Origin of the sequence: Frateuria edaphi (assembly GCF_021117405.1) — a bacterium.
In the GTDB taxonomy this organism is placed as follows: domain Bacteria; phylum Pseudomonadota; class Gammaproteobacteria; order Xanthomonadales; family Rhodanobacteraceae; genus Frateuria_A; species Frateuria_A edaphi.
In genome coordinates this window covers 979,930-1,003,545 of the sequence record NZ_CP088251.1, presented here as the reverse complement: position 1 = coordinate 1,003,545, position 23,616 = coordinate 979,930, and the positions used below count along the sequence as shown (strand labels likewise).

23 protein-coding genes are annotated in these 23,616 nt (G+C 67.1%); 12 read left to right on the top strand and 11 right to left on the bottom strand.

Going from position 1 to position 23,616, the window contains the following annotated elements:
- Positions 1-64: 64 nt before the first annotated feature.
- Together LQ772_RS04630 and grxD are read right to left on the bottom strand one after the other, a co-directional pair.
- Complete coding sequence (locus LQ772_RS04630) at positions 65-832, bottom strand: SDR family NAD(P)-dependent oxidoreductase (protein ID WP_231324458.1); 768 nt, start codon at positions 830-832, stop codon at positions 65-67.
- The gene (gene grxD, locus LQ772_RS04625) at positions 829-1,155 is read right to left on the bottom strand and encodes a Grx4 family monothiol glutaredoxin (protein WP_231324456.1); all 327 of its coding nucleotides are present in this window, start codon (positions 1,153-1,155) and stop codon (positions 829-831) included. Before grxD ends, LQ772_RS04630 begins: the two co-directional genes overlap by 4 nt.
- A 111-nt stretch (positions 1,156-1,266) precedes the next feature.
- Here grxD and LQ772_RS04620 point away from each other — a divergent pair, with 111 nt between their 5' ends.
- Positions 1,267-1,845, top strand: a complete 579-nt coding sequence (locus LQ772_RS04620; protein WP_231324455.1) for a superoxide dismutase — start codon at positions 1,267-1,269, stop codon at positions 1,843-1,845.
- 116 nt (positions 1,846-1,961) lie between these two features.
- On the opposite strand, the gene LQ772_RS04615 is transcribed toward LQ772_RS04620, so the two are convergent.
- Both LQ772_RS04615 and purE read right to left on the bottom strand, forming a co-directional pair.
- Positions 1,962-3,116 (bottom strand): 5-(carboxyamino)imidazole ribonucleotide synthase, encoded by a 1,155-nt coding sequence (locus LQ772_RS04615; RefSeq protein WP_231324453.1) that lies wholly within the window; start codon positions 3,114-3,116, stop codon positions 1,962-1,964.
- A complete protein-coding gene (gene purE / locus LQ772_RS04610; protein WP_231324451.1) occupies positions 3,113-3,616 on the bottom strand; it encodes a 5-(carboxyamino)imidazole ribonucleotide mutase in 504 nt (167 codons plus the stop codon). Before purE ends, LQ772_RS04615 begins: the two co-directional genes overlap by 4 nt.
- A 57-nt stretch (positions 3,617-3,673) precedes the next feature.
- Here purE and LQ772_RS04605 point away from each other — a divergent pair, with 57 nt between their 5' ends.
- The 4 genes from LQ772_RS04605 to LQ772_RS04590 all read left to right on the top strand — a co-directional run bounded on the left by LQ772_RS04605 (position 3,674) and on the right by LQ772_RS04590 (position 7,983).
- On the top strand, positions 3,674-3,946 hold the full coding sequence (locus tag LQ772_RS04605) for a Trm112 family protein (protein ID WP_231324449.1): 273 nt from the start codon (positions 3,674-3,676) through the stop codon (positions 3,944-3,946).
- A 161-nt stretch (positions 3,947-4,107) separates the two neighbouring features.
- Positions 4,108-6,381: a DUF1631 domain-containing protein gene (locus LQ772_RS04600; protein WP_231324447.1), complete on the top strand. Its 2,274-nt coding sequence runs from the start codon at positions 4,108-4,110 to the stop codon at positions 6,379-6,381.
- 196 nt (positions 6,382-6,577) lie between these two features.
- Positions 6,578-7,438, top strand: coding sequence for a carboxylating nicotinate-nucleotide diphosphorylase (nadC, locus tag LQ772_RS04595; protein WP_231324446.1), 861 nt, complete (start codon positions 6,578-6,580; stop codon positions 7,436-7,438).
- Between the two features lie 146 nt (positions 7,439-7,584).
- A complete protein-coding gene (locus LQ772_RS04590; protein ID WP_231324444.1) occupies positions 7,585-7,983 on the top strand; it encodes a DUF3301 domain-containing protein in 399 nt (132 codons plus the stop codon).
- 72 nt (positions 7,984-8,055) lie between these two features.
- Here the strand turns inward: LQ772_RS04590 and LQ772_RS04585 are convergent, their stop codons facing one another.
- The 5 genes from LQ772_RS04585 to petA form a co-directional block, all read right to left on the bottom strand.
- On the bottom strand, positions 8,056-8,472 hold the full coding sequence (locus LQ772_RS04585) for a ClpXP protease specificity-enhancing factor (RefSeq protein WP_425600836.1): 417 nt from the start codon (positions 8,470-8,472) through the stop codon (positions 8,056-8,058).
- A gap of 34 nt (positions 8,473-8,506) precedes the next feature.
- On the bottom strand, positions 8,507-9,130 hold the full coding sequence (locus LQ772_RS04580) for a glutathione S-transferase N-terminal domain-containing protein (RefSeq protein ID WP_231324441.1): 624 nt from the start codon (positions 9,128-9,130) through the stop codon (positions 8,507-8,509).
- A gap of 75 nt (positions 9,131-9,205) precedes the next feature.
- Positions 9,206-9,937, bottom strand: coding sequence for a cytochrome c1 (locus LQ772_RS04575; RefSeq protein ID WP_231324439.1), 732 nt, complete (start codon positions 9,935-9,937; stop codon positions 9,206-9,208).
- 13 nt (positions 9,938-9,950) lie between these two features.
- Positions 9,951-11,252: a cytochrome b gene (locus LQ772_RS04570; RefSeq protein WP_231324437.1), complete on the bottom strand. Its 1,302-nt coding sequence runs from the start codon at positions 11,250-11,252 to the stop codon at positions 9,951-9,953.
- On the bottom strand, positions 11,252-11,848 hold the full coding sequence (gene petA, locus LQ772_RS04565; RefSeq protein ID WP_231324436.1) for a ubiquinol-cytochrome c reductase iron-sulfur subunit: 597 nt from the start codon (positions 11,846-11,848) through the stop codon (positions 11,252-11,254). Before petA ends, LQ772_RS04570 begins: the two co-directional genes overlap by 1 nt.
- Before the next feature lie 166 nt (positions 11,849-12,014).
- On the opposite strand from petA, the gene LQ772_RS04560 reads away from it, so the two are divergent.
- On the top strand, positions 12,015-13,223 hold the full coding sequence (locus LQ772_RS04560; RefSeq protein WP_231324434.1) for a S1C family serine protease: 1,209 nt from the start codon (positions 12,015-12,017) through the stop codon (positions 13,221-13,223).
- Between the two features lie 24 nt (positions 13,224-13,247).
- On the opposite strand, the gene LQ772_RS04555 is transcribed toward LQ772_RS04560, so the two are convergent.
- Positions 13,248-14,297 carry a lytic transglycosylase domain-containing protein gene (locus LQ772_RS04555; protein ID WP_231324432.1) on the bottom strand — a complete coding sequence of 350 codons (1,050 nt, stop codon included), beginning with the start codon at positions 14,295-14,297 and terminating at the stop codon, positions 13,248-13,250.
- A 335-nt stretch (positions 14,298-14,632) separates the two neighbouring features.
- On the opposite strand from LQ772_RS04555, the gene miaB reads away from it, so the two are divergent.
- From miaB to LQ772_RS04525, 6 genes are all read left to right on the top strand, one after another.
- Positions 14,633-15,979, top strand: a complete 1,347-nt coding sequence (miaB, locus tag LQ772_RS04550) for a tRNA (N6-isopentenyl adenosine(37)-C2)-methylthiotransferase MiaB (RefSeq protein WP_231324430.1) — start codon at positions 14,633-14,635, stop codon at positions 15,977-15,979.
- Positions 15,980-16,115: 136 nt separating this feature from the next.
- Positions 16,116-17,123 (top strand): PhoH family protein, encoded by a 1,008-nt coding sequence (locus LQ772_RS04545; RefSeq protein ID WP_231324428.1) that lies wholly within the window; start codon positions 16,116-16,118, stop codon positions 17,121-17,123.
- 5 nt (positions 17,124-17,128) lie between these two features.
- Positions 17,129-17,620 (top strand): rRNA maturation RNase YbeY, encoded by a 492-nt coding sequence (gene ybeY / locus LQ772_RS04540; protein WP_231325900.1) that lies wholly within the window; start codon positions 17,129-17,131, stop codon positions 17,618-17,620.
- Positions 17,621-17,877: 257 nt separating this feature from the next.
- A complete protein-coding gene (locus LQ772_RS04535) occupies positions 17,878-18,732 on the top strand; it encodes a CorC family transporter (protein WP_231324427.1) in 855 nt (284 codons plus the stop codon).
- Between the two features lie 151 nt (positions 18,733-18,883).
- Positions 18,884-20,107: a lipoprotein N-acyltransferase Lnb domain-containing protein gene (locus tag LQ772_RS04530; protein WP_425600835.1), complete on the top strand. Its 1,224-nt coding sequence runs from the start codon at positions 18,884-18,886 to the stop codon at positions 20,105-20,107.
- A 119-nt stretch (positions 20,108-20,226) separates the two neighbouring features.
- On the top strand, positions 20,227-21,246 hold the full coding sequence (locus LQ772_RS04525; RefSeq protein WP_231324425.1) for a magnesium and cobalt transport protein CorA: 1,020 nt from the start codon (positions 20,227-20,229) through the stop codon (positions 21,244-21,246).
- A gap of 120 nt (positions 21,247-21,366) precedes the next feature.
- Here the strand turns inward: LQ772_RS04525 and LQ772_RS04520 are convergent, their stop codons facing one another.
- Positions 21,367-23,478 (bottom strand): S9 family peptidase, encoded by a 2,112-nt coding sequence (locus tag LQ772_RS04520; protein ID WP_231324424.1) that lies wholly within the window; start codon positions 23,476-23,478, stop codon positions 21,367-21,369.
- Between the last annotated feature and the right edge of the window lie 138 nt (positions 23,479-23,616).

Sequence of the window (23,616 nt, the reverse complement as noted above, 5' to 3'; positions counted from 1 at the left end):
AGCCTGGGGCATGGCGGTCGCGCACCGGTGCGCTCCTACGGGTAGACGGCGCGAGGGCTGCCGGTCAGGCCGGGCGCAGGTCCAGCATCGCGCCACGGGCGGAGGCGGCGTGCGGGCCGAGCAGCCACACCGCCGCCGCGGCCGCGGCATCGGGCAGCGGCTGGGTGTTCGGGTCTTCGCCGAAATACGCCAGGTGCCGAAGCGCCGTGCGCATCGGCGCTGGCAGCAGCGCGTGCGTGCGGATGGCGGTGGTGTCGGTCTCCTGGTGAAGGATCTCGACGAAACGCTCCAGCGCGGCCTTGGACACGCCGTAGGCGCCCCAGTGCGCGCGGTTGACCAGGTCGGGGTTGTCCAGCACGAACACCACCGACGCATCGGGCGCCTTGCCCAGCATCGGCAGGCAGGCCTGGGTCAGCGCGAACGGTGCGGATACGTTGATGTGCATCGTGCGCAACCACTCGTCCGGCTTGTGCATGCCGAGCGGCGTGAGGCCGCCGAAGCTGGCGGCGCAGTGCACGATGCCGTCCAGGCGCCCGAGGTCGCGCTCGAGTCCGTCGGCCAGCGCCTCGTAATCGCGCGGCGTCGCCGCTTCCATGTCCAGCGGATGGATCACTGGCTCGGGCAGTTGCTCGGCAACGATCAGGTCATAGAGCTGTTCGAGCTGGCGCTTGCGCTTGCCGGTGATCACGACGGTCGCGCCCGCACGGGCAGCAGCGAGCGTCACTGCGCGACCCAACCCGCCGTACGCGCCGGTCACCAGCACTACGCGACCGGCGAGGCTGTCCGCTGCTGGCGTGATGTGCTGCGGCAGGCGTGCGATCGGGAGCGTCATGCGCGCACCGCGCCACTGACGTCCGTGGCCATGCGAGCCAGTTCGCCCGAAGACTTGAGGTCCTCCACGATGTCGCAACCGCCGATCAACTCGCCCTGGATGAACAGTTGCGGGAAGGTCGGCCAGTTGGCGAAGTGCGGCAGCGCGGCGCGCACTTCCGGATCGGCCAATACGTTGACGGCGTGGAAGGCGGCGCCGGATTCCTTCAGCGCCTGAGCGGCGCGGGCGGAAAAACCGCACATCGGGAACTGCGGCGTGCCTTTCATGAAAAGCACCATGGGGTGCTCGGCGAGCACCGCCTTGATTCGCTCGTTAACGTCCATAACTCGGGGGTTCTACAATGCGTGCAGGACCACAAGTGTATCAGTCGCGCACGGCCTGCCGCCCGGCAAGCCTGCCCGGCTCCCCTTAGCCGCAAGCCCAAGGAGTCCCTCATGGCGATCGAACTTCCCCCCCTGCCTTATGAAAAGAACGCGCTGGAGCCGCACATCTCCGCCGAGACGCTGGAGTTCCATCACGACAAGCACCACGCCGCTTACGTGACCAACCTCAACAAGCTGATCGCGGGCACCGAGTTCGAGGGGATGGAGCTCGAGGAGATCGTCCGCAAGTCCTCCGGCGGCGTGTTCAACAATGCCGCGCAGACCTGGAACCACACCTTCTACTGGAACTCGATGAAGCCCAACGGCGGTGGCGAGCCGAGCGGCAAGCTGGCCGACGCGATCAACAAGGCGTTCGGCTCGGTCGAGAAGTTCAAGGAAGAGTTCGCCAAGATGGGCGCGGGCAACTTCGGTTCGGGCTGGACCTGGCTGGTGCAGCGTCCGGACGGCTCGCTGGGCATCGTCAACACCTCCAACGCCGGCACGCCGATCACCGGCAGCGACAAGCCGCTGTTCACCTGCGACGTGTGGGAACACGCCTATTACATCGACTACCGCAACGCCCGCCCGAAGTACCTGGAAAACTTCTGGAACGTGGTGAACTGGGAATTCGCGGCCAGCAACATGGCCTGATCGGCGTCTTTCTGGTCTTAAAAAAAAGCGGAGCTCCGGCTCCGCTTTTTCTTTGCCCTGGAATGTGGGTTCCAGCCTGCCTGACCGAGGCGATGGGCTGAAGCCCTATTGATTGATCAGCCCAGCAATTGCAGGACAGGCTCAGCCTGATCGTCTCGTCCCAGGGTCCGGGCGATGCCACCGACCCGCTCGACCAGCGTTGCCGCATCCGGCGCGCACACCGTGGCATGCCCCACCTTGCGGCCCGGACGCGCCTGCTTGCCGTAGTCATGCCAGTGCCCATCGATCGCAGTCAGCACCGGCGCGGGATCGGGCAGTTCGCCGATCCAGTTGAACATGCACGACAACCCGCGCGCCCCGGTATCGCCCAGCGGCATGCCGAGCACGGCGCGCACGTGATTCTCGAACTGGCTGGTGTGCGCACCTTCGATGGTCCAGTGCCCGGAGTTGTGAACGCGCGGGGCCATCTCGTTGCCCAACAGTTGGCCGTCCTTGACGAACAGCTCCAGTGCGAACACGCCCACGTAATCCAGCCGCTCGGCCAGCGTGCGGGCCAGCGCGGTGGCGCGCTGCTGCAGTTCGTCGATGTCCGGCGCCGGCGCCAGGCTGAGGCTGAGCACGCCGTCGGTGTGCCAGTTGCGCGTCAGCGGCCAGGTGCGGAAATCACCTTCGCGGCTGCGCACGGCGATGACCGAGAGCTCTCGCTCGAACGGCACGAAGGCCTCCAGGATCAACCCGTGCGCGGCGCCCTGCGCGCCCAGGGCGGCCCAGGCGGCGGCGGCATCGGCCGGGGTCTTCAGGCGGAACTGTCCCTTGCCGTCGTAGCCAAGACGACGGGTCTTGAGGATGGCCGGCGCGCCGACCTCGGCGATCGCGCGGTCGAGATCGTCGCGGGTATCCACGGCTACGAACGCAGGCGTGTCCAATCCGCATTCGCGAAAGAGCGTCTTCTCGGCCAGCCTGTCCTGCGCGACGGCCAGCGCACTAGGCACTGGCGAAACAGCCACGCGTTCGGCGAGCCAGCGCGCCGTCTCGGCGGGCACGTTCTCGAAATCGAAGGTCACCACGTCGACCATGGAAGCAAACCGCTCCAGCGCGACGTAGTCGTTCCAGTCGGCCACCACCAGCGGCGCGACCTGGCCCGCGCAGGCATCCCCCGCGCTGTCGACCACCAGCGTCTTGACGCCCAGCGGGGCGCCGGCGAGCGCCAGCATGCGCGCCAGCTGGCCGCCGCCAAGGATGCCCAGTACGGGTTGGCGGCGCTCGCTCATGCGCGCGGGTCCGGCTGGTCGAGCACGCCCTGCGTCTGGTTCGCGCGATAGGCGTCCAGCGCCTGCGCGATGTCCGCATCGTGCAGCGCTAGGACCGAAGCGGCGAACAGGCCGGCGTTCACCGCGCCTGCACGACCGATCGCCAGGGTGCCGACCGGGATGCCGGCTGGCATTTGCGCGATGGAAAGCAGCGAATCCATGCCGTTGAGCGCCTTGGACTGCACCGGCACGCCCAACACCGGCAGCCGCGTCTTGGCCGCCAGCATGCCCGGCAGATGGGCGGCTCCGCCGGCGCCGGCGATGATCACCTCGATGCCGCGGCCGGTCGCTTCCTCGGCGTAGCGGAACAGCAGGTCCGGGGTGCGATGGGCGGACACCACGCGTACCTCGTGCGGCACGCCCAGCTGGTCAAGAACGGCGGCGGCGTGCTCCATGGTTTCCCAGTCCGAACGGGAACCCATCACCACGCCCACGCGGGCCGGCTTGGCGGTCGAAGTCATGGTTCTGCCATCCCAAAAGGGCTATTGTACGGGCTTTCCGCACGACACCCCACCGCCATGGACAAGCGCCTGCTCGACATCCTGTGCTGCCCTGTCAGCAAGACGCCCGTTCGCCAGCTTGCGCGCGGCGAGCTGGAGGCGATCAATACCGCGATCGAGCGTGGCGAAGTCGACACGGTCGCCGGCGCTCGCGTGCAGGAGCGTCTGGGCGAAGGTCTCATCACGGTCGACCGCAAGGTGGTCTACCGGGTCGACGATGGGATCCCGGTCATGCTGCCCGAAGAGGGCATCGGCACGGTCCAGTTGAAGGACTTTCCCGCGACTGCCTGAAGCGACCTTTCGAAAAAGTGAACGGCGCCATCCTTTTACACATGGCGTGGACTAATGTGTACGCCAGTGCATGACTCGTTCACGTTTCCTCGCTTAAGGTCGAATCTCACGTGGCCGAGGCGGCCGTGGTCGTCGGCAAGGGATGCTTCAGGGGTGTGGCGATGAAAGAAGCCAATGAGCCTAACAAGGTCGTCAGCCTGAGCCAGCGGCAGGAGTCGGCTGAGCGCGTGGGCGACCTGCTCGGCGCCGTGCGCAGCATCGCCGGCCGCCGCCTCCAGCTTCTTCTGGGCAACATGTTCGAGCAGGTCGACGACGCGCTGTTCGACCTGGCCGAGAAGGCCGAGAACAACGCCGCGCAGATGCATTACTTCGACGGCATGCGCGAGGTGCGCAAGCGTCGACCGATGGTCGAGCGCAGCTTCCTGGCCCAGGTGAGCCGCGAGCTGACCAGCATTACCACGCGTCCTGCACCCGCGCCGGCGGCCGGCCCGTCGTCCGCGCCGGTCGAGCTGTCCCTGGTGGCCGAGAACGAGCTGGAGGAATCGCTCGCCATCACCAGCATGACGGCAAAGAACGAGTCGCGCCTGGCGCGCGACCTGTTCGCGGTGAACCAGCGACTGTCGGTCATCTGCGGCGGCATCAAGATCGAGGACAGCACCAATCCGGTGGCGCCCGCCGCGCTGGCGCAGGCGTTCCGCCAGGCGATGCGCGAGCTTGCCGCGGAGATGCGCGTCAAGCTGATCATCTACAAGCTGTTCGACCGCTACGTGCTCTCGGCACTGGAAGAGCTCTACCAGGAAATCAATACCGAACTGGTGCGCGCCGGCGTGCTGCCACAACTGCGCCACGAGGTGGTGCGTGGCGAAGGGCCGGCGGCCACGGCAGCGACAGCGGCCGCCGCTGCCGGCGATGCCGCGGGCGACACCGATACGGAAGCCGAACTGGCCAGCGAACTGCTGCATACGGTGCGCGCCCTGTTCAGCGCGCGCAGGGCCCAGGCCGGTGGCGTGACCATCAGCGGGGCCATCGGCGCAGGCGGCCCCGGCGCCGCGTCCTTCGCGGTTCCCACGGCGAACGAACTGCTCGGCGCGCTCAGCGTGCTGCAAAGCCAGCTTGCGTCCGGTCCCCTGCCGAGCCCGCAGGCGATGGACCCGGCTGCGCTCGGCCGCGAGGTCGCCCAGTTGAAGGAACAGCTGCTGGGGCAGATCGGCGCCCTGCGCGGCGAACGTCCCAGCCAGGTTTCGGCGATCGACGAGGACACCATCGATCTGGTCGGCATGCTGTTCGAGTTCATCCTTGCCGACAGCACGCTGCCGGCCGAGATGCAGGTGCTGCTGGCGCGGCTGCAGATCCCCTACCTCAAGGCGGCGATCCTCGACCGCAAGTTGTTCGCCCATCGCCATCATCCGGCGCGTCGCCTGCTCGACGGCCTGGCCGATCTGGCGAAGGGCTGGTCGGAGGAGTCCGACCGCGACCATCGCGTCTTCGACAAGATCAAATCCATCGTCGAACGGCTCCTGCACGACTTCGACGACGACATGGGCCTGTTCGAGCGCCTCGGTGACGAGTTGCAGGCGTTCCAGGAACAGGGCCGCAAGCGCGCGGAACTGGCCGAGCAGCGCGTGGCCGAATCGGCACGCGGCCGCGAGAAGCTGGAACTGGCGCGTCGCCGCGCGGCCCGCGAGATCCTGGACCGCATCGGCAGCCAGACCCTGCCGCCGCTCATCCACGGCGTTCTGGCGCGCGCCTGGGCCAACCACCTGGTGCTGACCATCCTGCGCCAGGGCGAGGATTCGCCGAACTTCGCCGACGCGCTGCGCTTCGTCAACGAATTCATCGCCAGCGCCCGTCCCGTGCAAACCACCGAGGATCGCCGCACCCTGCTGCGCATGTTGCCGGGCATCGAGCGGGCGCTGCGCCGCGGCCTGGCCAATGTGGCGTTCCAGGAAAGCGACATCGAGCGCCTGCTCGGCCAATTGCATGCCTACTACCGGCAGCAGTTGGGCGAGGTGGCTCCCGACAGCACCACCGAGGACGTGGTGCTGCCGATCCCCGACAGCATCCAGCCGCTGCTCGATACCGAGCCGGCCGAGCCCGAACCGGTCCAGGACCAGCCGACGGCGGTCGCCATGGACAACGGCGAGCTCATCGAGGTCGAGCAACTCAAGCCAGGCACCTGGCTGGAGTTCTGCCCGACCGGCGACGCGGTCACCCGTGCCAAGCTGTCGTGGATCAGCCCGATGAGCGGGCGCTACCTGTTCGTCAACCGGCGCGGCCTGAAGGTGGGCGACTATGCCCCGCAGGAGCTTGCCGCGGCGCTGGCCGCCGGGAGCGCACGCATCCTGCCGTCCGAGCCGCTGTTCGACCGCGCGATGGGTGCGATCGTCGACCGCCTGAGCCAGGCTGCGGCCGCCGGCACGGACGACCTGGCCTGATAACCAAGGGCTCGTAGGTATCCGCTTGTGGGCGAGGTCTTGGCCTTCGCGGGCGCAAGGGCATCGCTCACAACTGATTTCCTGCACAGACGTGGCAAGCAAACGGCCCGTCCTGCTCGGTTATGCTTGCTGGCTGGCGGAGCTGTTGCAGGCCTCCATGCATGCCCGCCGCCCTCTCCCACCGAACGGATGCTGCATGCCCGCCGCGCTCCCCCTCGACCCGCCTGACGCCCGCCTGATCGACGACGACGTCGAACGCGCCTTTGCCGAAGACTTCGGCACTGGCGACGCCACCGCCGACCTGCTCCCTGCCGATGCCCGCGCCAGCGCTTCGCTGACGTGCCGCGAGAACGCCGTCATGGCCGGCATCCCCTGGTTCAATGCCTGCTTTCGCAAGCTCGATCCGGATGTGACGATCGATTGGTTCGTGCGCGATGGCGAGCGCGCAACCGCGGGCAGCGTGATCTGCCATCTGCACGGGCGCGCACGCGCCCTGGTCAGCGCCGAACGCTCGGCGCTCAACTTCCTGCAGCTGCTCTCCGGTACCGCCACTGCTACCGCCGGCTACGTGGCAGCGGTCGCCGGCACCGGCGTGCGCGTGCTCGACACCCGCAAGACCGTGCCCGGCCTCCGGGTGGCGCAGAAATACGCGGTACGTTGCGGCGGTGGCCACAACCACCGTATCGGGCTGTTCGACGCGATTCTCGTGAAGGAGAACCACATCGCGGCGGCCGGCGGGATCGAACCGGCCGTGGCCGGGGCGCGCCGCCTGCATCCCTCGCTGCTGCTGGAAATCGAGGTGGAAACACTGGACGAGCTGCGCCGCGCGATCGACGCCGGCGTGGATCGCATCATGCTCGATAACTTCACGCTGGCGATGATGAGCGAGGCGGTGGCGATTGCCGCGGGTCGCGTGCCGCTGGAGATATCGGGCAACGTGGACATGGAAACCATTGCTGGGTACGCGCGCACCGGCGTGGATTTCATCTCGGTGGGCGCATTGACCAAGCACGTGCGGGCGGTCGACCTGTCGCTGCGGCTGCAATTGGGACGCTGACCGCGTTCGCTGTTGGGGACGTTCACGACTGACTGCAGCAGCGCACCCTGGGCGCGAGCGCGCCATGGCCGCGGTCGCCGCGCAATTGCCTTCCCCGCCAACCGGACCACCTTGCCCTCGGCCTGCCGCACCCACACACTCCCTGCATGAGCCAAGTTTCCGATCTGATCGCCCTGTTGGCGCTCGCTGCCGTGGCCGGCACGTGGCTCAAGTTCACCCGCGCCCGCGAGCGGGCGGTGGACGAGGCACGACGGCAATGCGCGCAGCACGGCCTGCAGTTGCTGGATGAGACCGTGGGTTTGCGCAACCTTCGCTGGCGGCGGGTTGGTGGCAGGCGACAACTCGAGCTTGGCTATGCTTTCGAGGTCAGCGCGCATGGCGATGACCGGCTGGACGGCCGCCTCTGGATGCATGGCGACCAGCTTGCCGGGGTCAGCCTGCCCAGCCTGGGAACGCCTTTGCACGAGGCAGGCGGGCCGGTCCCGGAGGCGGCGGCGGATAACGTCATTCCGCTCCGTCCGCGGCGCCCGCGGATCGAGCAGTAAGGGGATGGGCGGTGGGGCCATCGTCCCACGCTCCACTCATCCTCTACCCGAGCGAAGAGGCTCCGACGGAAGTTATTTAACCACCCGCAGATGGGGTGAACGCTTGGGCTTTTCCGGGCCTTCACCGGACGGTCCAGGGCCGGCATCTTCCGGGCCAGGCGCCGGCGGCGGCGTGTCGCCGTCTTCGGTGGGAAACATCATGCCCTGCCCGTTCTCCTGCGCGTACAGAGCGAGCACCGCCTGCACCGGAATGCGGATCGCCTGGCTGACACCCGAAAAGCGTGCCTGGAATCCGATGTAGTCGTTCCCCAATTCCAGGTTCGCCACGGCGCGCATGGCGAGATTGAGCACCACCTGGCCGTTCTTGACGACCTGCGGCGGCACGCGCACGCCTTCGATGGTGGCGTCCACCAGCACGTAGGGCGTCAGCTGGTTGTCAGTGATCCAATCGTAGATCGCCCGCAGCAGGTACGGGCGATTGGAACTCATCGGCGGCGAGCGATCGGTCATCGGGCGGCGCCGGTCATGGCCTCATCGCCCGCTCTTCGTTGGTCAGGCTCCGCGCATAGCCCTGGCTGTGGAACAGCCGCTCGCCGTAGTCGACGATGGGCTTGCCCTCGCGGCCAAGGTCCACGCCCAGCCACGGCAAACGCCAGACCACCGGTGCGACCAGGCAATCGACCAGGCTCATTTCCGGATTCAGGAAAAACTTGGAAGCCTTGAACAGCGGTAGCGACGCAAGCAGGTTCTCGCGCAGGCGCTTGCGCGCGGCCTCGGCGGGGCGGCCGCCGGCACGGATGGTGTCCACTTCCGGCAACCAGTCGCGCTCGATGCGCACGGTCGCAAGACGCAGACGCGCGCGCGACAGCGGATCGATCGGCATCAGCGGCGGATGCGGATAGCGTTCGTCCAGGTATTCGCAGACGACCGCGGTGTCGTAGAGGGTCAGGTCGCGATCGACCAGGGTCGGCGTCGTGCCGTAGGGATTGAGGTCGAGCAGGTCTTCCGGTGGCTTGGCCGGATCGACCAGCACACGCTCGTAGCTGACGCCCTTGGCCGCCAGCACCAGACGCGCGCGATGGCACTGGATGTCGTCGGCGGTGGTGTACAGGGTCAGTACGGTACGCGAACGAGCGCTTTGCACCATGCGCTTTTTCTCCCCTTGAATAAGCGATGCGGCGGCGCTTGAGGCCGCCGCATCCGAGGCTGGCTGGCGTCCGGTTTAGTGGACGTCCTTCCAGTATTCCTTCTTCAGTGCGTAGGCTAGCAAGGTGAAGAACGCCAGGAACAGGATCACCCAGATGCCGTAGGCGTGACGCTGCAGCGCGGCCGGCTCGGCGACGTAGGCCAGGAAGTTGGTCAGGTCGCGGGCCGCCTGCTTGTACTGCTCGGGCGTCATGCGGCCGGGCTGCGACAGCTCCAGCTTCTCCACGTCCTCGCTGCCGGGCTTCTTCACCGCGGTCTGCACTCCCTGCAGCTCCCACAGCGGGAACGGCATGGAGGCGTTCGGGAACACGGTGTTGTTCCAGCCCACCGGGCGGCTCGGGTCGACATAGAAGCCGTTGAGGTAGCCATACACCCAGTCGGCCGTCTTGGCACGGACTTCCAGCGACAGGTCCGGCGGAGCCTTGCCGAACCAGGTCTTGGCCTGCTCCTCGGGCATGTGCGAGACCACCGTTTCGCCGAACTTGGCGCCGGTGAAGTTGAGGTTTTCCATCACCTCTTTCTCGCTCAGGCCCAAGTCTTCGGCGATGCGCGAGTAACGCTGGTACTTGAGCGAGTGGCAACCCACGCAATAGTTGAAGAACAGGCGCGCGCCGCGCTGCAGCGAGGCCTGGTCACGCAGGTTCACGCCGGCGGACGGCAGCTCCGCGCCGCCTTCTTCGGCGTTGGCCTGGGTGCTGCCCACGAGCAGGCTCAGGGCGAGCGTCATCGAAAGGAGAATGTGCTTCATCAGTAGCTGCCGCTTAGTCATGCGTGGTCACCCGTTCCGGAACCGGCTTGGTGCTCTCCCAGCCGAGGCGCGTGTACAGCCACAGGAACACGAAATAGCCGAAGTAGACCAGCGTCCAGAAGCGACCGAACAGGTTCTCCCAGAAGGTCACGTCGACGTCGCCGAACCACTCGGGGATCACTTCGGCGGTGACGCCGGCGCCGACCGCGCCGAGCAGGATGAACGACAGCACGAACAGACCCAGGGCGACCTTGTAGCCGGTACCGCGATAGCGAATCGACTTGACCTTGCCCACGTCGATCCACGGCAGCGCGAACAGCAGCGCGATCGCGCCGAACATCGCCAGCACGCCCCAGAAGGCCTGCCCCAGGAACGACGGGATCATGCGCAGGATCGCGTAGAACGGGGTGAAGTACCACACCGGCTTGATGTGCGCGGGCGTGGCCAGGTTGTTCGCCGGAATAAAGTTGTCGTGCTCCAGGAACCAGCCACCCATCGTCGGCGCGAAGAAGATGATGAACGCCGCGATCAGGAGGAAGAAGCCCACGCCGACCAGGTCCTTCACCGTGTAGTACGGGTGGAACGGAATGCCGTCGGCGGGCTTGAGCGCATCCCAGCGGTTGCCCTTGGGACCCTTCTTGATCTCGACACCGTCGGGGTTGTTGGAACCCACCTCGTGCAACGCAGCGATGTGCAGCACGACCAGCAGCAGCAGCACCAGCGGCAGCGCGATCACGTGCAGCGCGAAGAAGCGGTTGAGCGTGGCGTCGGCGGGCAGGTAGTCGCCCATGATCCATTCCACCAGCGTGCCGCCGATGACCGGGATGGTGCCGAACAACGAGATGATCACCTTGGCGCCCCAGAAGGACATGTTGCCCCACGGCAGCACGTAGCCCATGAAGGCTTCGGCCATCAGCACCAGGAAGATCAGCATGCCCAGCAGCCACACCAGCTCGCGCGGCTTCTTGTACGAGCCATACATCAGGCCGCGGAACATGTGCAGGAACACCACCACGAAGAACAGCGACGCGCCGGTGGAATGCATGTAGCGAATTAGCCAGCCCCACTCCACGTCGCGCATGATGTACTCGACCGACGCGAAGGCTTCCGCCGCGCTGGTCTTGTAGTTCATGGTGAGGAAGATGCCGGTGACGATCTGGTTGACCAGCACCAGCAGCGCCAGCGAACCGAAGTAGTACCAGAGGTTGAAGTTCTTCGGCGCGTAGTACTCGGTCATGTGCTTGCGGTAGGCAGGCATCATGTTGGGCGCGCGCTCGTTGACCCAGTCGCCCATGCGCGTGAATACGTTAGCCATCAGCCGGCCTCCTTGGGATCGACGCCGATCTGGATGTGCGTGTCGTCCACGAAGTGGTACGGCGGCACCTGCAGGTTCTTCGGTGCGGGCACGCCGGCGAAGACGCGGCCGGAAAGGTCATAGCGCGACTTGTGGCAGGGGCAGAAGAAGCCACCCTTCCAGTTCGGATCGAACGGTTCGGGCTTGATCTGGGGGAAGAACTCCGGCACGCAGCCCAGGTGGGTGCAGATGCCGATCACCACCAGCCATTCGGGCTTGATCGCGCGGTCCGGGCCTTTGATGTAGGCCGGCTGCTGCTCGACCTCGGAGTTCGGGTCGACCAGGCGTGGCGCGAGCGTCGGCAACACCGCGAGCTGATCCTTGGTACGGCGGACCACGAACACGGGCAGACCGCGCCACGCGTAGTCGACCTTCTGACCCAGCTCGATCTTGCTGATGTCGGCCTCGACCGGCGCACCAGCGGCCTTGGCGCGGGCGCTCGGCTCCCAGGACTTGATGAAGGGCACGGCTGCCGCGACGACTCCCAGTCCACCGACCACCGAGGTGGTCGCTGTCAGGAAGCGGCGGCGACCATGATCGACGACTTCGTTCGCCATCAGGCTCTCCGGTACATGCAATGCCATTGAGATGCGCGCTCCCGTTTGGGGGCCCGCAAAAATCGCGTTAGTGTAGCGTCAGGGCCTGGCCCGTACAATCAATCACACGAGGGAGGCGACCTCCCTGCGCGCCTCCACGTCCGGCCCCATCCAAACCATTGAAGCCATGAAGAACGCCGCCGGCGCGCTCGCCTTTATCACCCGCTTCGTCGTCCTGGGACTCGCGCTCGCCTTCGTGGTCGGGCTCTTCTGGCCCGGCAGCGGGGACCGCCTGCGTGCCCGCTTCGGCCTGGGGCATGCCCCGCAGGCCTCCGCCACCACGCAGCAAGCCGCGGCCACGCAGGTTTCCGCGCCCGGGCTGGGCGTCGGCCCCGTGTCCTATGCCGACGCCGTGGCGAAAGCCGCACCTTCGGTGGTGAACATCTACGCCAACAAGATGGTCACCGCCCGTGCCGTGCAGATGTATGACGACCCGGTGCTGCAACGGCTTTTCGGTGGTTTGCCCACCGGCCCGGCCTACAAGCGCCCGCAGCAGGTGCTCGGTTCCGGTGTGATCGTCAGCGACAAGGGCTACGTGCTGACCAACAACCACGTGATCGCCAACGCCGACGACATCCAGGTGCTGCTCTATGACGGCCGCATCGCCAAGGCCACCCTGGTCGGTGCCGACGAGGAAACCGACCTGGCGGTGCTCAAGGTCGATGCCGGCAACCTGCCAGTGGTCAAGATCGCCGACAGCCACTCGCTGCGTGCCGGCGACGTGGTACTCGCGATCGGCAATCCGCTGGGGCTCAACCAGACGGTGACCATGGGCATCGTCAGTGCGGTCGGGCGGCAGTTGTCCAGCTCCAGCGCGGAAGACTTCATCCAGACGGACGCCGCGATCAACCTGGGCAACTCCGGTGGCGCGCTGGTCAACGCCCGGGGCGAGCTGGTCGGCATCAATACACTGCTGATCGGGCGGCAGGCCAACGCCGAGGGCATCGGCTTCGCGATCCCGGTGAGTAACGCCAAGAGCGTGCTGGACCAGATCATCGCCACCGGTCACGTGGTGCGCGGCTGGCTCGGCGCCGACTACGCCTTCGTGCCCGTGGCTGCCGACAGCGGCCTGCCCGCCGCGGCCCGCGGGGCGCAGGTGACCGATGTCTATCCGGGCGGCCCGGCAGCGCTGGCAGGCATCCAGCCGCACGACATCCTTTTGCGCATCGGCACCGACAACATCCTGGACCCGGCCGACCTGCGCCGGCACGAGGCCGCACTCAAACCCGGGGCCAAGGTGGAGGTTTCGGGACTGCGCAACGGCGTGCCGTTCCACGCCGAGGTCACTCTGGCCCGTCGTCCGCCGCTGCAGACGCGCGCTACCCTGGATGGCTGACCGCTTCGCGTAGAAAGCCTGGTGTCAGGGTGCGCCGCTGCTTCGCATCGCGGTCATCGCCCCATGCACGGCCGCGCCATAGCGCCGGCGCAGCTCGCCGACGCGCTTGACGTAGACCTGCGTTTCGGCGAACGGTGGCACGCCGTTGTAGCGCAGCACGGCGCCTGGCCCGGCGTTGTAGGCCGCCGCCGCCAGCCGCTCGTCGCCATCGAAGGTCTTCAGCAGTTGCGCCAGGTAGCGCGCGCCACCGCGGATGTTCTGGGCCGCATCGAAAGCATCGAGCACGCCCATGTCGCTGGCGGTACCGGGCATCAGCTGCATCAGGCCCTGCGCTCCTTTCAGTGAAAGCGCATTGGGGTTGAATGCGCTCTCGGCGTGGATCACCGCGCGCAGGAAAGCCTCGTCCACGCCCGATGCCGCGCTGGCTGCACGTACCGCATCGGCATAGGCGGTGAGATTCAGCCGGACCCGGTTCCAGTCGATGGTCGAGTGCAGGTTGCAGGCCGCGCAGGTGGCGATATAGGTGAACAGCGTGGTGACCGCACGACCCTTGCCGCCGCCTGGCGCGAGATTGGTGTACTCGACCGAGCCATCCGCCTTCTCGACGCGATAGACCGCGCCGCGCAGCACCCGGTTGCCAGGTGCTGCCGCGACCGCGGCATCGGCCGGATCCTCGCGGTAGTTCCATCTGCCGGCGTCGACGGCGCGCGCGGTGGTGTCCACCGAACCCTCGATATCCGCGAACGACACCAGCCGCGCCGTGGTCTGCACCCAGCCGTGCACGCCCGCCAGCGAGGCGGCCGGCTTTCTGGCCCGCGCCGGGGTCGTCGGGCGGGACGAGTCGGCAAAGGACGCTACCTTGTGACACCCGCTGTAGCCGGTGGTAGTACTGCTGTAGACCGTTTCCCCGCCCGATCCGGTGCACTGGTAGAGCGCCCCGGCATGCGCCCTCGGCAGCCATAGCAAACCTGCCAGCAGCGCACAGGCCAGCGCGACCCTGTACAGGATCGATCGACCCGGGAAAGCAGCACAAGCCGCGCCGGCGCTCTCCCCTTGGCGTGCGGCGGCAAACATGCGCGGAGTGTGCCCCCACGACCGGATGGAAGCCAGCACTACCGCGCGGTTCCGTGCGGAACGGCAAGCTTTGAAGCCCCTTTCCTGTCGGGAGGTGGCGAGCCTGAGAACGCCGCAGTGCGAAGAACCTGCAGGCACCCCACTTGTGGGCGATGAGCGAGCCCAAGGGCATCGCCTGCGAGCAGGCGGCCTACGAGGAGCGGACGGGTGCTCGACCGGCGACGCGCCATCCGCAAGTGCTTGATGCAGCCCACAAACTGGCAGTCGCAGAACCACGCGCGTAAACTGCGCGGTTCGGCGGACGTCGCGCCGCACCAGCAACGGTATCCACGCCCATGAGCGGCAAGCTTTTCATCAAGACCCACGGCTGCCAGATGAACGAGTACGACTCGGCCAAGATGGCCGACGTGCTCAAGGCTTCGCATGGCCTGGAGCTGACCCAGGACGAGTCCGAGGCGGACGTGATCCTGATCAACACCTGCTCCATCCGCGAGAAGGCGCAGGAGAAGGTGTTCAGCCAGCTGGGCCGCTGGAAGGAACACAAGCAGGGCGGCAAGCAGGTACTGATCGGCGTCGGCGGCTGCGTGGCCTCGCAGGAAGGCGAGGCGATCATCAAGCGCGCGCCGTTCGTGGACTTGGTGTTCGGCCCGCAGACGCTGCATCGCTTGCCGGAGCTGATCGAGGCCAAGCGCGAGACCGGCAAGGCGCAGGTGGACATCTCCTTCCCCGAGATCGAGAAGTTCGACCGCCTGCCCGAGCCGCGCGCCGAAGGCCCGACCGCCTTCGTCTCGATCATGGAAGGCTGCTCCAAATACTGCAGCTACTGCGTGGTGCCCTACACCCGCGGCACCGAGATCAGCCGCCCGTTCGACGACGTGCTGGTGGAAGTGGCACAGCTGGCCGGACAGGGCGTGCGTGAAGTCACCCTGCTCGGCCAGAACGTCAATGCCTACCAGGGCCCGATGCACGACGGCGGCATCGCCGACCTGGCCGTGCTGATCCACGCCATCGCGCAGATCGAGTCCATCGGCCGCATCCGCTTCACGACCTCGCATCCGCTGGAATTCTCCGATTCGCTGATCGAGGCCTACGCGAGCGTGCCCAAGCTGGCGAATTTCCTGCATCTGCCGGTGCAGGCCGGCTCCGACCGCATCCTCGCGGCCATGAAGCGCGGCTACACCACGCTCGAGTTCAAGCAGAAGATCCGCAAGCTGCGCGCGGTGCGGCCGGACATCTGCATCAGCTCCGACTTCATCGTCGGTTTCCCCGGCGAGACCGACGAGGATTTCGAGAAGACCATGAAGCTGATCGAGGACGTCGGCTTCGACCAGAGCTTCTCCTTCATCTTTTCCGCCCGCCCCGGCACGCCGGCGGCGAACCTGGCGGACGACACGCCCTCGGAGGTCAAGCACGCACGCCTGTCGCGGCTGCAGGCGAAGATCAACGATCACGCGCGCCTGATCAACGAAGCCATGGTCGGCACCGTGCAGCGCGTGCTGGTGGAAAAGCCCAGCCGCAAGGACCCGAACGAGCTCACCGGCCGCACCGAGAACATGCGCTTCGTGAACTTCCCCGGGAATGCCCGCTTGATCGGCCAGTTCGTCGACGTCCGGATCACCGAAGCCATGACCAACTCGCTGCGCGGGCGCGTGCACCTGGCCGAGGAAGCCGTCGTCGCCTGATGCAAAGCTCCTCTCCTTCGGGGGAGAGGATCGGCACCTTGCTGCTAGCTCCAGGCGAAGCGCTCCGGACGAACCCTTCATCCGCCTGTCGGCACCTTCTCCCCGAGGGAGGAGGCTCACTCCCAGATCCTTTCTCATGACTAACGGCCTGAACGAACGCGACTTCGCCCTCGACCCGGAAGACAACGCCCGGCTGGCCAACCTGTGCGGGCCGTTCGACGAGCACCTGCGCCAGATCGAGCTGCGACTGGGCGTGGAGATCGACCATCGCGGGAACCTGTTCAAGGTGATCGGCGAAGAGGCCCCCGCCCGCGCCGCCGAGAAGGTGCTTCGCGCGCTCTACGCCGCCACCGAGAAGGAGACGCTCACCGGCGCGCAGATCAACCTGCAGCTGGCCGAGTCAGGCATCGACGCGATGGTCGAGGAAGCCGCCGAGGCTGCGCAGGAGGTGGCAATCAAGGTCAAGCGCGGCGTGATCAAGGGCCGCGGCCCGAGCCAGGCGCGCTACCTGCACGCGATCGCCACCCATGACATTAACTTCGGCGTGGGACCGGCCGGCACCGGCAAGACCTACCTGGCGGTGGCCAGCGCGGTCGAGGCGCTGGAGGCCAACCGCGCGCAACGCCTGCTGCTGGTGCGTCCGGCGGTGGAAGCCGGCGAGAAGCTGGGCTTCCTCCCGGGCGACCTCAGCCAGAAAGTCGATCCGTACCTGCGTCCGCTCTACGACGCGCTGTACGAGATGCTCGGCTTCGAGAAGGTCGCCAAGCTGATGGAGCGAAACGTCATCGAGATCGCGCCGCTCGCCTACATGCGCGGCCGCACGCTCAACGATTCGTACGTGATTCTCGACGAAGCACAGAACACCACGGTCGAGCAGATGAAGATGTTCCTCACCCGCATCGGCTTCGGCTCGGTCGCGGTGATCACCGGGGACGTCAGCCAGATCGACCTGCCGCGCCACGTCCGCTCGGGCCTGCGCCACGCGATCGAAGTGCTGCGCGGCGTCGACGGCATCAGCTTCACCTTTTTCACCTCGCGCGACGTGGTTCGCCATCCGCTGGTAGCCAAGATCGTGCGGGCCTACGAGGCGTTCGAGGCAGCCAGCGAAGAGCAGGCCGCGGGGAAAAAGGGCGGCGCGGCGTGAGTGCCATGGTCACGCGCGCAAAAACCGATACCCCGGCCGTTCACCAGATCTCGGTCGGCTATGCGGTTCCACGCGCGGGCCTGCCCTCGCCGGCCAGTTTCCGCCAGTGGGTGGCGGCGGCACTTCGCGGCGCCAGGCGGCGCAAGCCGGCGGAGGTCGCCATCCGCATTGTCGATACCGACGAGGGCCAGGCGCTCAATCGCGACTACCGCGGCAAGGACTACGCCACCAATGTGCTCTCCTTCCCCGCAGAACTGCCGCCCGGCGTGGACCTGCCGCTGATCGGCGACCTGGCCATCTGCGCGCCGGTGGTCGCCCGCGAGGCGAATGAACAAGGCAAGAAGCCGCGCGACCACTGGGCCCACCTGACCGTCCACGGCACGCTGCACCTGCTCGGCTACGACCACATCGAGAACGCCCAGGCCGAGGCGATGGAGGCGCTGGAAACGCGCATCCTGGCGGGCCTGGGAATTGCCGATCCCTACGCACCGCAGTAGCCCCTCCTGCCTGGCCCCCGATCGGGGCGCCCTTGGCGCGACCGTCGTCCCACCGGCCGCCGCGGCATGAGCAAGCCGCGCGGTCGCGCCCAAGGGTGCTCCTGCAAGACCGGCCCCGGGCTCCCGGGCCAGCTCACGCTTGGCGTCGGCGCACACACAAGGGGATTGCCACCCGCCCGCTTGTGCCCTGAATCCCCACGTTTTTTCCGCTAGACTCCGGCTTTCCGCCCTTCCACGGGGCGCTCCCACCCGAGTTGATGAACGACGACCCTGGCAGTACCAACGGCCCGGCCCCCCACCGCTCCTGGTGGGACCGCCTGGGCCACCTGTTTTCCGGCGAACCGCGCAACCGCGATGAACTGATCGAGGAGCTGCGCGCCGCCCAGGCCAACGGCCTGCTCTCCAACGACACCCTCACCATGGTCGAGGGTGCGCTCAAGGTCACCGAGCTGAGCGTGGACGACGTCATGGTCCCCCGCGCGCAGATCGTGATGATCGCGGCCGAAGCCTCGCTGCACGACATCCTGGCCAAGGTGGTCGAATCGGGCCATTCGCGCTTCCCGGTGCACGGCGAGGACAAGGACGAGATCATCGGCATCCTGCTGGCGAAGGACCTGCTCAAGTATTCCGGCGACGGCGAAGGCTTCGACCTCGGGCTGCTGTTGCGCCCCGCGGTGCTGATTCCCGAATCGATGCGCCTGAACGTGCTGCTGGCCGAATTCCGCCGCTCGCGCAACCACATGGCGCTGGTGGTGGACGAATACGGCGGTGTCGCCGGCCTCATCACCATCGAAGACGTGCTCGAGCAGATCGTCGGCGAGATCGACGACGAGCACGACGACGAGGACGAGCCCAGCCTGATGCACGAGCTGCCCGGCGGCGGCTGGATGGTCAGCGCGCTCACCCCGATCGCCGACTTCAACGAGGATACCGGCGCGAGCTTCTCGGACGAGGAATTCGACACCGTCGGCGGCATGGCGACCGCCGAGTTCGGCCATCTGCCCGAAGTGGGCGAGGAAGTGGTGTTCGGCGGCTACCTCTTCATCGTCACCGAGGCCGACGACCGGCGCGTGCAGCAGTTCCGCGTGAACCGGCAGCCGCCCGATGCCTGAGGCGTCTCCTGCCACGATCCGCGGCGCCCGATTTCTGCGGAGCGCCCTCGGGCGCGACCGCCACTTGGCGGCAAACCACAGCGCAGTCCGCCCCTGCAGGAGCGCATCCACGCGCGACCGTGCTGGTCAGCGGTCGCTCGAAGGCGCACTCCTGCAGACACGCTCGTTCGTCCGGCACTCGTGGCTCTGGCTGCTCCTGCTCCTGTTCGCCTTACCCCTGCAGCCCGCCCACGCCGGTGTCGCCAACGCTCCGGGCGCGAACCTCGAGGTGTCGCTGGTCACCTACGGCCCCGGCGACACCTACTGGGAACGCTTCGGCCACGACGCCATCGAACTGCGCGACACGGTCAGCGGCGAGGCGTACAACTTCAACTACGGCGTGTTCGACTTCGACGAAAGCGGCTTCCTGCTCAACTTCGCGCGCGGCCGCATGCACTACCTGATGGACGCCGCGCCGACCACGCAGGACGAGGGCTGGTACGTCCAGGCAGGCCGTTCGGTCACCCGCCAACGCCTGGATTTCACACCGGAGCAGGCTTCCGCACTGCGCGATTTCCTGCTGTGGAACCTGCGCCCGGAAAACGCGCGCTACGACTACGACTACTACGTCGACAACTGCACCACCCGTGTGCGCGATGCGCTGGATCGCGCGCTCGGCGGCGTGCTGAAGGCGCAGCTCAGCACCCGTCCCGGCGGCATGACCTACCGCCAGCAGACGGCCCGCCTGATGAGCGCCCAGCCCTGGCTGATGCTGCTGCTCGACCTCGGGCTGGGACCGTACGCCGACCAGCCGCTCAACGCCTGGCAGGAAAGCTTCCTGCCCGCCGTCCTTTCGAACCAGTTGGCCGCGGCGACGGTTGCCGGGCCGCAAGGCGCGCATCCGCTGGTGATCGCCGGCGAACTGGTGTCGCCCAACCGTCTGGACACCCCGCCAGCCACTGCCCCCGACCTGCGTCTGCCGCTGGCCTTGGCGGGCCTGGCCGTGGCCGCCATCCTGCTGCTCGCCCGCCGCTTCTGGCCGACCGGCTTCACCCTGCTCGCCACGCTCTACCTGCTCTTCGCGGGGCTGGCCGGCATCGGGCTGCTCGTCCTGTGGCTGCTGACCACCCACCACGCCGCATGGGCCAACGCGAACCTGCTGCTGTTCAACCCGCTCGCGCTGGCCCTGCTGCCATCCGCGTGGCGCGCGAGGCGCGGCCTGCCCGCCTCGCGCCTGGCCGATGCCGTGCTCCTGCTGCAGTTGTTCGCCCTGTTGGCCGCCGTGTTGTTGCACCTCCTCCCCGGCACCGTCCAGCAGAACCAGCCCTGGCTGCTGTTCGCGATGCCGTTGTGGCTGGCCTTGGCGTGGGCCCTGCGCGCGAAGCGTCACTTGTAGGAGCGCACCGGTGCGCGATCGCCACCCGCACGTTGCTGCATGTCGGTCGCGCACAAGTGCGCTCCTCCCAAACAGCGCGATCGATTGCCTCGCGATCTACCGCCGCGCATGATGCCGAGATGACCTCGCCCAGCTCGCCCACACCAGCGTCGCCTCCGGCCCAGAACGGCATGGTCGTCAACTGCATCGCCTACCGTGGCGATGGCACCCGCATCGGCGACGTCACGCTCGACGCGATCAGCGACGTGCTGCAGGAGCCCGGCACGTTCGTCTGGGTCGGCCTGCACGAACCGGACGCGCCCCTGCTGCTCAAGCTGCAGGAAGAATTCGACCTGCACGATCTCGCGGTCGAGGACGCCCACAAGGCGCACCAGCGCACCAAGCTGGAAGCCTATGGGGATTCCCTGTTCCTGGTGGTGCAGACGGCGCAGGTCGTCGATGGCCACCTGTCGTTCGGCGAGACGCAGATCTTCTTCGGCGAGCGCTACCTGGTGACCGTCCGCCACGGCGCCTCGCTGTCCTACGCGCCGGCCCGCCGCAGCTGCGAGCAGGCGCGCGAGCTGATGCAGAACGGGCCGAGTTATGGCCTGTACGGCGTGCTCGACTTCATCGTGGACAACATGCTCCCGATCGTGCGCGACTTCCGCGAAGAGCTGCACCGGCTCGAAGCGGATATCTTCGCCGAGGCGTTCAAGCGCAGCACGGTGCGCCGCCTGTACGACATGCAGCGCGACCTGACCACCCTGCGGCTGGCCGTCGCGCCGCTGCAGGACATCACCAACCAGCTGGTGCGCATGCACCCGCAGCTGATCCCGGACGATCTGCGCCCTTATTTCCGCGACGTCTACGACCACGTGACCCGCGTCAACGAGTCGATCAGTGCGATGCGCGAGATGCTGGCCGCCGCGATCAACGTGAACCTATCGCTGGTCACCTTCGGCCAGAACGAAGTCATGAAGCGCCTGGCCGGCTACGCCGCCCTGCTTGCCGCGCCTACCCTGATCACAAGCTGGTACGGCATGAACTTCACCCACATGCCCGAACTGGACAAGCCATGGGCGTACCCGCTGGTGATCGTGGTGGTGGTCGGCGTGGTGGGCGGAATCTACACCTGGCTGAAGCGGGTGAAGTGGCTTTAGGCCCCCAGTGAGAGCGCGCCCTGCGCGCGACCCGCTACAGTCACGGAGGTCGACGCTCGGTCGCGCACAGGGTGCGCTCCCACGAAAAAGCGGCGGCCCTTCGGCCGCCGCTTCCAGGACTCAGTGGCTGGCGTTATCGCCGCCATCCCCCGACGTCCAACGCTTCAGCCACGCATTCACCGTCTCGTGCCACATCACGCTGTTCTGCGGCTTGAGCACCCAGTGATTCTCGTCCGGAAAGGTCAGGAACTCGCTCGGGATGCCCTGGCGCTGCAGCGCGGTGAAGGCGCCCAGCCCCTGGGTGATCGGAATGCGGAAATCGTTGCCGCTGTGGACCACCAGCATCGGCACGCGCCAGTCCTTGACGTGGTTGATCGGGTTGAAGCGCTCGTAGTTCTGCGGATGGTCGAACTGCGTGCCGCCGTTCTCCTTCTCCTCGAACCACAGCTCCTCGGTGGCGTAATACATCATGCGCGCGTCGAACACGCCGTCGTGGTCGACCAGGCACTTCCACGGCTGGTTCCACACGCCGGCCATCCAGTACACCATGTAGCCGCCGTAGCTGGCGCCCAGCGCGCAGGCGTTGTCGCCGTCAAGGAAGCTGTACTTGTCCAGCGCGGCCTTCCAGCCGGCCTTGAGATCTTCCAGCGGCTTGCCGCCCCAGTCGCCCGAGATCGAATCGGTGAACGCCTGGCCGTAGCCGGTCGAGCCGTGGAAGTTCACGGTCACCACCGCAAAGCCCTGCCCCGCGTAGGTCTGCGGGTTCCAGCGATAGCTCCAGTCGTTGGTCATCGCGCCCTGCGGGCCACCGTGGATGATGAAGGCGACCGGGTACTTCTGCCCGCGCTTGTAGCCCACCGGCTTGACGACGTAGCCCTGCACGGTTTCGTTGTTCCAGCCCTTGAAGGTGAAGAATTCGAAGTCGCCCGTCCTGGCATTCTTCAGCCGCTCGGCGTTGTAGTGCGTGACCTGCTTGAGGCCGCGGCCGTTGGCGTCGGCCAGGTACAGGTCGACCGGACGCTTGAGGTCGTCGCGCGCCAGCAGCAGCTTGCCGTTTTCCAGCGAATAGCCGCCCACCGAGCCTTCGCCCACCAGCTTGGTGACCTTGCCGCTGGCCGCATCGATGGCGAACAGCGGATGCTGGCCCTCGTCGTCGGCACTGGCATAGAGCGTCTTGCCATCGTCGGCGACCGTGAGCGCGCCGGCCGAGCGATCCCACTGCGGATCGACTTCGTGCGTTGTACCGCTCTGCAGGTCCATCGCCATGATCGCGAAGCGGTCAGCCTCGAAACCGGGCTCCTTCATCGCCAGGTAGTACAGCGTCTTGCCATCCGGCGCGGGCACCGGATTGGCGTCCCATGCCTTGTTCGCCTCGGTCAGGTTCTGCGGCCCGGCCGAACCGTCCGCTGGCACGCGATAGAGATCGAAGTTGGTCGACCAGGGCTCGCTGGTCCCGGCGATGCGCACGTCGAAATACACCGTGCGACCGTCCGGCGAAAAGGCGAACTCGCTTTCATCGCCGAAGGGCTTGCTCGGGATGTCGCCGTCGATGCCGCGGCTGAGCAGCGTCGGCTCGGCCGGCAGCATGCCCTGGGCGTCGAAGCGGGCGATGAACAACTGGTTGCGGCGACCGTTGGCCCAGGTGTCCCAGTGGCGCACGAACAGCTTGTCGTAGACGGTGCCGGTGGCCTTGTTCTTCTCGCGGCCGTCGATGCGCTCCTTGGTGCACGCCAGGTCCGCGCAGTCGGTGTAGACCTCGTAGGAAAGCAGCACGCTCTTGCCGTCCGGCGAAAGCTTGTAGCCGCCCAGGTCCAGCGACCCGTGGCTGACCTGCACCGCGGCCTCGTGCCCGGCGAAGTCGAGCTTGTCGCCCGCACCGAAGTCCAGCCGCCACAACTGCGAGACGCCGTTGGCCGAGGCCATGTAATAGAGGCTGCGCCCGTCGGCCGCCCAACGCGCCGAACTGCCCTTGTCCGCCACCTTGACCGGCTCGCCGCCCTTTTTCAGGTCCAGCACGTAGATCGCGTTGACGCCTTTGTTGGCGGCGTAATCGGTGCTGCGCACACCGAAGGCGGCGTATCGGCCGTCGGGCGACAGCTGCGGGTCGCTGACGCGGTCCATCATCACCAGGTCGCGCACGTTGAACGGGTGCGGGGTGTGGGTTTCCAGGTCCACGGCCAGCGCCGGAGTGGCGAGCAGGCCCAGCGCAAGCGCGGCGAACAGCGGCTTCATGAGGCATTCCCTTTCGGTTGGTCAGCGGATCACGGTAGGGGGAGCGGCGCGGGGACGCAAGGCAACTTCCCAAGGCTTTCCGTGACCATACGGCCGCGTTTGGAAAGGCCGAGAACGGCATGCCCGGGCATGGCCCAA

Bases quoted from the DNA above. Each gene is read 5' to 3' on its own strand.
- LQ772_RS04630 (WP_231324458.1), bottom strand. From the start codon at position 832: ATGACGCTCCCGATCGCACGCCTGCCGCAGCACATCACGCCAGCAGCG.
- grxD (WP_231324456.1), bottom strand. From the start codon at position 1,155: ATGGACGTTAACGAGCGAATCAAGGCGGTGCTCGCCGAGCACCCCATG.
- LQ772_RS04620 (WP_231324455.1), top strand. From the start codon at position 1,267: ATGGCGATCGAACTTCCCCCCCTGCCTTATGAAAAGAACGCGCTGGAG.
- LQ772_RS04615 (WP_231324453.1), bottom strand. From the start codon at position 3,116: ATGAGCGAGCGCCGCCAACCCGTACTGGGCATCCTTGGCGGCGGCCAG.
- purE (WP_231324451.1), bottom strand. From the start codon at position 3,616: ATGACTTCGACCGCCAAGCCGGCCCGCGTGGGCGTGGTGATGGGTTCC.
- LQ772_RS04605 (WP_231324449.1), top strand. From the start codon at position 3,674: ATGGACAAGCGCCTGCTCGACATCCTGTGCTGCCCTGTCAGCAAGACG.
- LQ772_RS04600 (WP_231324447.1), top strand. From the start codon at position 4,108: ATGAAAGAAGCCAATGAGCCTAACAAGGTCGTCAGCCTGAGCCAGCGG.
- nadC (WP_231324446.1), top strand. From the start codon at position 6,578: ATGCCCGCCGCGCTCCCCCTCGACCCGCCTGACGCCCGCCTGATCGAC.
- LQ772_RS04590 (WP_231324444.1), top strand. From the start codon at position 7,585: ATGAGCCAAGTTTCCGATCTGATCGCCCTGTTGGCGCTCGCTGCCGTG.
- LQ772_RS04585 (WP_425600836.1), bottom strand. From the start codon at position 8,472: ATGAGTTCCAATCGCCCGTACCTGCTGCGGGCGATCTACGATTGGATC.
- LQ772_RS04580 (WP_231324441.1), bottom strand. From the start codon at position 9,130: ATGGTGCAAAGCGCTCGTTCGCGTACCGTACTGACCCTGTACACCACC.
- LQ772_RS04575 (WP_231324439.1), bottom strand. From the start codon at position 9,937: ATGAAGCACATTCTCCTTTCGATGACGCTCGCCCTGAGCCTGCTCGTG.
- LQ772_RS04570 (WP_231324437.1), bottom strand. From the start codon at position 11,252: ATGGCTAACGTATTCACGCGCATGGGCGACTGGGTCAACGAGCGCGCG.
- petA (WP_231324436.1), bottom strand. From the start codon at position 11,848: ATGGCGAACGAAGTCGTCGATCATGGTCGCCGCCGCTTCCTGACAGCG.
- LQ772_RS04560 (WP_231324434.1), top strand. From the start codon at position 12,015: ATGAAGAACGCCGCCGGCGCGCTCGCCTTTATCACCCGCTTCGTCGTC.
- LQ772_RS04555 (WP_231324432.1), bottom strand. From the start codon at position 14,297: ATGTTTGCCGCCGCACGCCAAGGGGAGAGCGCCGGCGCGGCTTGTGCT.
- miaB (WP_231324430.1), top strand. From the start codon at position 14,633: ATGAGCGGCAAGCTTTTCATCAAGACCCACGGCTGCCAGATGAACGAG.
- LQ772_RS04545 (WP_231324428.1), top strand. From the start codon at position 16,116: ATGACTAACGGCCTGAACGAACGCGACTTCGCCCTCGACCCGGAAGAC.
- ybeY (WP_231325900.1), top strand. From the start codon at position 17,129: ATGGTCACGCGCGCAAAAACCGATACCCCGGCCGTTCACCAGATCTCG.
- LQ772_RS04535 (WP_231324427.1), top strand. From the start codon at position 17,878: ATGAACGACGACCCTGGCAGTACCAACGGCCCGGCCCCCCACCGCTCC.
- LQ772_RS04525 (WP_231324425.1), top strand. From the start codon at position 20,227: ATGACCTCGCCCAGCTCGCCCACACCAGCGTCGCCTCCGGCCCAGAAC.
- LQ772_RS04520 (WP_231324424.1), bottom strand. From the start codon at position 23,478: ATGAAGCCGCTGTTCGCCGCGCTTGCGCTGGGCCTGCTCGCCACTCCG.